Origin of the sequence: Pedobacter xixiisoli, assembly GCF_900215335.1 — a bacterium.
Taxonomy (GTDB): Bacteria; Bacteroidota; Bacteroidia; order Sphingobacteriales; family Sphingobacteriaceae; genus Pedobacter; species Pedobacter xixiisoli.
Window position 1 is genome coordinate 419,713 of record NZ_OCMT01000001.1, and the last position, 7,902, is coordinate 427,614.

Sequence of the window (7,902 nt, forward strand, 5' to 3'; positions counted from 1 at the left end):
TTATAACCAAATATGGAACAGAATTCAAAGACCAACTGGGCGCAGTTTATACCTCTAGTAACTGTGTTCTTCTTTTGGGGCTTCGTTGCAGCAAGTAACGATATCCTCATCCCAGTTTTTAAAGAAGCTTTTAAATTATCGCAAAGTGAAAGCCAATTAGTATCATTAGCATTTTATATTGCTTATACAGTAGGTTCTTTAATATATTTAGGTATTTCTACATTAATGAAAACCGATTTAATTAATAAAATTGGTTACAAAAATAGCTTGGCATTAGGCTTGGGTATTTCTGCAGTTGGTACTTTATTATTTTATCCAGCGGCAAACTTAGGTTCATTTCCTTTAATGCTTGCCGGTTTGTTTACCGTGGCTTTGGGTTTCTCATTACAACAAACGGTGGCAAATCCTTTAGCTATTGCGTTAGGACCAATTAAAACGGGTTCGCAACGCTTAACCATGGCTGGAGGTATCAATAACTTCGGTACTACCATTGGTCCACTTATTGTAAGCTTTGCCATTTTTGGTACAGCTGCAAATGCAACAACTACACTTGATATCGAAAGTGTTAAAATTCCTTATTTGATACTTGGTGCAGCATTTTTAGCTGTTGCCATCTTATTGAAGTTTTCGGCATTGCCTGATAAACCAGCGTTAGTAGAAGCAGAGGTGGAAGATGTTAATCACAAAGGTTCTGCATTGAAATACCCTCAGTTGGTATTGGGTATGATTGCAATTTTTGTTTACGTAGGGGTTGAGGTTTCTACAGCAAGTAACTTACCAGATTATATGAGCCACAAATTGGGCTTTGCTACTAAAGACATCGCTCCATATATCTCGCTTTATTGGGCAAGTATGATGATTGGTCGTTGGACCGGTGCAGTTGAAGCTTTTACTGATAAGGTAAGCTTGCAAAAGGTTTTGAGATTTATTGCACCATATTTGGCTTTCGGTGTTTTCCTATTGGTAAATGCTATTGCAAAGCACGATTTAGCACCTTTCTATGTATACGGCTTAATCATCCTAGTATTAATTGTTGCCGATGTTTTAAGTAAAGGTAACCCAGCTAGAATGTTAATGATTTTCTCTTTAATCGGTATTTTGGCCTTAATCACTGGTATGTCTACTTCTGGAATGGTGAGCGTTTATGCTTTCACAAGTGTGGGTTTATTCTGTAGTACTTTATGGCCGTGTATCTTTACTTTAGCTGTTAGTGGTTTAGGTAAAAATACCAGTCAAGGTAGTAGCTATTTAATTATGATGATTATGGGTGGTGGAATTATTAGCTGGTTACAAGGTTATGTTTCAGAATATACTGGTATTCAGTATAGCTATGTAGTTGGTGTATTGTGTTTCGCTTATTTAGTTTTCTATGCGTTAAGAGCAAGTTCAATCTTAAAAGCTCAAGGCATCAGTTTTGATAAAAAAGTTTCTGGTGGTCACTAAATTCATTTGACTTCCAATTTTAGAACGGCTTTCCATTATGGAAGGCCGTTTTAGTATCTATTCAAACGTTTGCGGAGACTTAGTTTTTAAATTTTTTTAAAATGTGGTTGCTTTTGTTTAAGTTAGTCGAATAATTTAAACCAAACTAAAACCAAACGATGGATTCTATACAACCACAAAAAAAAGCCACGGCACTCGTGCCAATGGTTATTTGTTGCGCCTTATTTTTTATTCTAGGCTTTGTCACCTGGGCTAATGGTTCTCTTATCCCTTTCGCAAAAAAGGCCTTCGATCTCGAAACAGATCTACAAGCATTCTTAGTTACTTTTGCTTCGTATATCGCATATTTTTTCTTAGCCATTCCAAGTTCTTGGATACTTAAAAAAATAGGTTTTCATAATGGTTTAGTGGTAAGCTTGGTAGTTTTAGGTCTTGGCTCTTTGTTATTTATCCCAGCTGCCGAAAAAAGTAGTTATGTTTTGTTCTTGACAGCAATATTCGTACAAGGATCTGGTATGGCTTTACTTCAAACTGCAGTAAATCCGTATCTAAGTATAATTGGGCCTATAGATAGCGCTGCTCAACGTATTTCTATTGCGGGTTTCTGTAATAAAACAGCGGGCATTGTTGCCCCTATTGTTTTGGGGGCTTTGTTGTTGAAAGGAGCTAATGCGGCAGAGGCAAGGTTGGCTAGTGCTGTAACAGAATTAGAAAAGCAAGCGATACTTAATGAATTATTAGATCAGTTACATACACCTTATTTAGCCTTAGCGATATTGTTAGGCGTGCTTGCCTTATTGCTTAAGTTTGTGAAGCTTCCAGAAGTTAATGTAGATGAAGAAGAAGTTTCTACAGAAGTCAGTAGTAATTCTAGTAAAACGATATTTAGTTACCCACATCTTTTCTTAGGTTCTTTGGCTATTTTCTTTTGTGTCGCTGTAGAAGTAATGGCAGGTGATATTATTGGAACTTACGCTAGGGAATTAGGTACAGTTCCTCAGGTTTTTAGAGATAATGCTACTGCATTTACGTTAGGTTTTATGTTAGTTGGTTATTTAATAGGGATGACAACTATTCCGAAGTTTATCAGTCAGCAAAAAGCATTGATGGTTTGTACCTTGGTGGGTATTTTGTTTACCGTATTATCAGTATTTACTTCTGGTGTAACTTCGTTTTGGTTTGTTGCTTTGCTAGGTTTGGCAAACTCTTTAATGTGGCCAGCTATTTTTCCCTTGGGCATCAAAGGCTTGGGTAAATTTACCAAAACAGGTTCGGCTATTATGATTATGGGTATTGCCGGTGGTGCGATTTGGCCATTGGTTTATGGCTTTATGAAAGATAAATTACATATCGACTTTCAGCATGCCTTCTTGTATGCTATGCTACCAGGTTATTTGTACATTATTTATTTTGCCACAAAAGGGCATAAAGCTGGTGCAAAAAGTTAAATAGAAGCTATAAATTTTTCCAACACAATAAAAATACTAATTTTGAAAGCTCTTCGGTTAATAACCGGAGAGCTTTTCATTTTATAACGATGGCAAAAAAAACCTTTAACGAGATTTATATGAACTTAGCATCAGACCTTGCTAGTCGCTCGCATTGTGTGAGAGCGCATGTAGGGGCAGTGCTAACTAAAGATACCCGTATCATTTCCATCGGATATAATGGGCCACCACCCGAAACACATAACTGTGATGAAGAATGGCCAGAAACAGGTTGTGCTAGAGATAGCAAGGGAAGCTGTTCTTTAGCCTTACATGCCGAAGAAAATGCGATTCTTTACGCGGTTAAAAATGGTTCGAAGATAGAGGGCTCTACACTGTATACTACGCTATCTCCCTGTATTGCTTGTGCGAGGTTAATTTTATCATCAGGTATTAAAGAAGTTTTCTACCGCGATTCTTATGCTGCCTACAAAGGTTTAGGTAGCGATGAAGGTGTAGATTTCTTAAATAGATTTGGGGTGAAGACTACCTTGTTGAGTAGTAACTAGATTTGTTTTTGAATCATCTAAGCCATCTTAGTACATTTTAGTTTTGTGTATCGTTTAGGCTTAGGTTCATTAAAATGTCTTAGGTGGTGGTTATTTGTAATGTTTTGAGTTAAATAGACATGATAGGAGCGAGCATCCCGATGTTATCCTGAGCTTGACGAAGGATATCGGGATAAAGCAAATAGCAGGACTTTCGGGGCCGATAAGCACTGAAATTGCTCTTCATAAAAAAAATCAAATAAGCTTTAAACAATTAACCAAATGTCATCTCAAATTCTTACTTTTGCGGATGCTAGAAAAAATCATTATCCTCGATTTTGGTTCGCAATTTACACAGCTTATTGCACGTCGTGTTCGCGAATTAAATGTATACTGCGAAATTCATCCATTTAACAACATTCCAGAATTAGATGCTACGGTAAAAGGAGTAATCCTTTCGGGAAGTCCATCGTCTGTGCGCCAAGAAAATGCGCCATTTGTAGACTTGAATTTGTTTAAAGCTTACCCATTATTGGCAGTTTGCTATGGAGCGCAGTTTATAGCACAACAAAGCGGAGGTAATGTAGAAGCATCGGCGACGAGAGAATACGGTAGAGCTAATTTAAGCTTTGTTAACAACGAAAATCCTTTGTTTAAGGGTATTTTGGTTGATTCGCAAGTGTGGATGAGCCACGGTGATTCCATTACTCAAGTGCCAGAGAATTTCGAAATTATTGCAAGTACTTCTGAAGTTAGGGTAGCGGGTTATCAGGTAAAAGGAGAAAATACTTATGCCATCCAATTTCACCCAGAGGTAACGCACAGTACAGATGGTAAAACTTTATTATGCAACTTCTTGGTTGGTATTTGCGGTTGTAGCCAAGACTGGACTTCGGACGCTTTTGCCGAAACTACCATTGCAGACTTAAAAGCTCAGTTAGGCGATGATAAGGTGGTTTTAGCGCTTTCTGGTGGTGTGGATAGTAGTGTGGCTGCCGTATTATTGCACAAAGCTATCGGTAAAAATTTGCACTGTATTTTTGTAGATAACGGATTACTACGTAAAAACGAATACGAAAGTGTATTAGAGCAATACAAGGATTTTGGCTTAAACATTAAAGGTGTTGACGCAAAAGATAGATTTTTAGGTGAACTAGCTGGCGTTGAAGATCCAGAGAAAAAACGTAAAATCATTGGTCGTGTGTTTATCGAAGTTTTTGATGATGAAGCACACCAAATTCAAGATGTGAAGTGGTTGGCGCAAGGCACCATTTATCCAGATGTAATCGAATCTGTTTCGGTTAATGGTCCGTCAGCTACTATTAAATCGCATCACAACGTAGGTGGTTTGCCAGATTTCATGAAATTGAAAGTAGTTGAGCCCTTAAAAACGTTATTTAAGGATGAAGTTCGTAGAGTTGGAAACACTTTGGGCTTAGAATCGTTTATTTTAGGTAGGCACCCTTTTCCTGGTCCTGGTTTAGGTATCAGAATTATTGGGGAGGTGACTGCAGAGAAAATTGCGATATTACAGGAAGCAGATCATATTTATATCCAAAACTTGAAAGATGCTGGGTTATATGACCAAATTTGGCAAGCTGGAGCGATATTTTTACCGGTGCGTTCAGTAGGTGTAATGGGTGATGAACGTACTTACGAGAACGTAATCGCTTTGAGAGCCGTAGAATCTTTAGATGGTATGACTGCAGATTGGTGCCATTTGCCTTATCCGGTACTCGCTAAAATATCCAATGAAATTATCAATAAAGTAAGAGGAATTAACCGAGTTGTATATGATATTAGTTCGAAACCGCCAGCAACTATTGAGTGGGAATAAGTTTTTAAGATTTAAATTGGAACCACATAGACACATAGTTGTATTTATTATAGATATGATTGGTGGATTTTTGAAGGTTTTTTCTTTTAAAAACCTATGTACCTATGTGGTTAAAAATTCTTTCCAACTTTTAGCAATAACCTTAATTGCTGGGTTGGCGAGTTGTTCGCCCAAAATAACTAAGCCGGTGGTGAAAACCCCGGCTAAACCTGTAGAACAAAAACCTGCCGTTAAGTTTACGCAAGGCAATATCAGTGTTTTTGTTCCTTTTCAGCTGAACAAGTTTAATCTTAAAACAGTTACCAAAGCTCAAATTGGCAAAGCTGATATGGCTTTAGATTTTTATCAAGGTTTAATGTTGGGCATTGATTCTGCGGCTAACTCGGGTTTAAGTTTTAAGGTGAATGTGTTTGATAGTCGAGATGATAACAGTCAGCTAGCTGCGTTAAGTAAGAGAGAAGCTGTTAAATCGAGTAATTTGATTATCGGGCCAATTTTTCCAGATGGCATCAAATACATGACTACATTTTCGGAAGCTAACAAGATGCCAATAGTTTCACCTTTAGCAGCTTCCAAGCCTAGCGAGTTCAATAATCCCAACTTAATTTCGGTCGTAAACGACATTGAACAGCATGGAATTAAAGTCGCTGGTTATATTGCTAAACAATACAAAGCAGATCAAGCCATTGTGGTGCTAATTAATACCAAGAAATCATCTGATGAGCAATTTGCAGCTCCAATTAGAAAAACCTTTGCTGCTAAGTATCCTGGTTTTTTAGTGCAGGAGTTTTCTTCAACCTACGTATTCGAAACGAAGATGGTAAAGGGTAAGAAATATGCGGTAATTGTTTGTTCTGATGATGCTCCTTTTGTGGCTCCTAGTTTAACTAAGCTGCATAAAATGAAAAATGTGAGTGGATATCCAATTCAAATCTTTGGACATCCAAATTGGGCAAAACAGACCTATAATATTGAGCAACTGCAAAATCTTCAAACGGTGTTAAGTTCGTCGTATTACGTCGACTACAAAAGTAAATCTGTGGTAGAATTTATAAAAGCTTACCGTGCTAAGTACGAATTTGAACCTACCGAATATGCCTTCAAAGGTTTTGATGTCGGTTTTTACTTCGGAAAATTGCTGGCAAAACACGGTGCCAGTTACGCAGATTTTATCATTAAAGAAAACTACAAAGGTTTACATAACGATTTTGATTTTGGTTACGATGCTGAATACGGCTATTATAATCAGCACTTGATGATGTTGCAATATAAGAATATGTCGCTGATGCAGGTGGATTAGATAATGGGAATAAAGAGCAAGGAACAAGGAATAAAGATTGAGGAAACCCTCTCTGCCTTCGGCATCTCTCCCTAAAAGGAGAGAAAAGTACTTGGGAACGGAGCTGAACAACCAAACAACGAAATAACCAAACAACTAACCAACCAATGAAAGTACACCACCATATCAGGGCATTTGAGCAGGTTTTAGCAAGTTACGATGGTAAATTGCCATTGCACAGGCACTTGATTATTTATTTTAAACAACATAAACAAATGGGCTCATCAGATAGGAGATGGGCAAGTAGGTACATTTATAGTTATTTTAGGTTGGGTAAAGCACTTTCATCTTTGCCGGCTATAGAGCGTTTGGCCATTGCTGATTTTCTTTGTAATACCGATTTAAGTTTAATTACCGAGCATACTTTTCCTGCTGCTGCTGAACTTGTTGGCAAACCAATTAAAGAAAAAATTGCTTTCGTAAAGTCGCAGTATCCGAATTTCGAGCTAGAGGATGTTTTTCCTTTCGACAGCGAATTATCAGATGGAATCGATAAACAAGCATTTCTACTTTCCTTATTTGTACAGCCAGATTTGTTTATTCGGGTTAAAGAAACGCATCTTCCAACAATAAAAGCTAGACTGGAAGCAGCTGGAGTTACTGTTAAAGAACTATCAGATACTACTTTAGCTTTACCTAACGGTACCAAATTAGAACAAATCATTGACGACCAAAGGTTATATCAGGTTCAAGATTCTTCATCACAAAAAACTGGCGATTATTTCCTGCCTAATGCCTATGATTATTGGTGGGATTGCTGTGCCGCATCCGGCGGAAAATCTTTATTGATTCACAGTTTAGAGTCTAAGGTGAAATTACTGGCAAGCGATGTAAGAGAAACTAGTTTAGGGAACCTACAAGAGCGTTTCATTTTAGCAGGAATTAAAGATTTTCAGAAAAAGACAATTGACCTCTTGCAAAATAACGACCAGATATTGCATCACTATGAATTTGATGGTATTTTGCTAGATGCGCCTTGCTCTGGTGCAGGTACTTGGGGACGTACGCCAGAAATGTTGTATCTATTTGAGGAACATAAAGTTGCCAACTATGTGAAGTTGCAAAAGGCAATTGCCGAAAATGTAATAAAATACTTAAAATCGGGCAAACCTTTAATCTATATGACTTGTTCTATATTTCGAAAAGAGAATGAGGAAGTGGTGAATTATTTGCTGGATAAATTGCCTTTAAAATTGGAAAAAATGCAATTAATAAAAGGCTATGATAATAAGGCAGATAGCATGTTTGTAGCAAGATTGATAAAAAAATAAATAAACTTACTCCTTTTGGTTGTTTGTTTTTACTATT

The 7,902-nt window shown here is 37.3% G+C and carries 6 protein-coding genes; all 6 read left to right on the forward strand.

Annotation, left to right across the window (positions count from 1 at the left end; translation table 11 throughout):
- Window positions 1-12: 12 nt before the first annotated feature.
- The 6 genes from CRO54_RS01750 to CRO54_RS01775 all read left to right on the forward strand — a co-directional run bounded on the left by CRO54_RS01750 (window position 13) and on the right by CRO54_RS01775 (window position 7,865).
- Complete coding sequence (locus tag CRO54_RS01750) at window positions 13-1,443, forward strand: MFS transporter (RefSeq protein WP_097127992.1); 1,431 nt, start codon at window positions 13-15, stop codon at window positions 1,441-1,443.
- 158 nt (window positions 1,444-1,601) lie between these two features.
- Window positions 1,602-2,891: a sugar MFS transporter gene (locus tag CRO54_RS01755; protein ID WP_338065616.1), complete on the forward strand. Its 1,290-nt coding sequence runs from the start codon at window positions 1,602-1,604 to the stop codon at window positions 2,889-2,891.
- Window positions 2,892-2,980: 89 nt separating this feature from the next.
- Entirely contained in the window at window positions 2,981-3,439 is a 459-nt protein-coding gene (locus CRO54_RS01760) for a deoxycytidylate deaminase (RefSeq protein ID WP_097127994.1), read from the forward strand.
- A 289-nt stretch (window positions 3,440-3,728) separates the two neighbouring features.
- A complete protein-coding gene (gene guaA, locus CRO54_RS01765) occupies window positions 3,729-5,255 on the forward strand; it encodes a glutamine-hydrolyzing GMP synthase (protein WP_097127997.1) in 1,527 nt (508 codons plus the stop codon).
- Between the two features lie 190 nt (window positions 5,256-5,445).
- Window positions 5,446-6,555 (forward strand): ABC transporter substrate-binding protein, encoded by a 1,110-nt coding sequence (locus CRO54_RS01770; RefSeq protein WP_240774989.1) that lies wholly within the window; start codon window positions 5,446-5,448, stop codon window positions 6,553-6,555.
- 146 nt (window positions 6,556-6,701) lie between these two features.
- On the forward strand, window positions 6,702-7,865 hold the full coding sequence (locus CRO54_RS01775; protein ID WP_097128002.1) for an RsmB/NOP family class I SAM-dependent RNA methyltransferase: 1,164 nt from the start codon (window positions 6,702-6,704) through the stop codon (window positions 7,863-7,865).
- Window positions 7,866-7,902 lie beyond the last annotated feature (37 nt).

Coding starts and splice junctions, on each gene's coding strand:
- CRO54_RS01750 (WP_097127992.1), top strand. CDS start 13: ATGGAACAGAATTCAAAGACCAACTGGGCGCAGTTTATACCTCTAGTA.
- CRO54_RS01755 (WP_338065616.1), top strand. CDS start 1,602: ATGGATTCTATACAACCACAAAAAAAAGCCACGGCACTCGTGCCAATG.
- CRO54_RS01760 (WP_097127994.1), top strand. CDS start 2,981: ATGGCAAAAAAAACCTTTAACGAGATTTATATGAACTTAGCATCAGAC.
- guaA (WP_097127997.1), top strand. CDS start 3,729: ATGCTAGAAAAAATCATTATCCTCGATTTTGGTTCGCAATTTACACAG.
- CRO54_RS01775 (WP_097128002.1), top strand. CDS start 6,702: ATGAAAGTACACCACCATATCAGGGCATTTGAGCAGGTTTTAGCAAGT.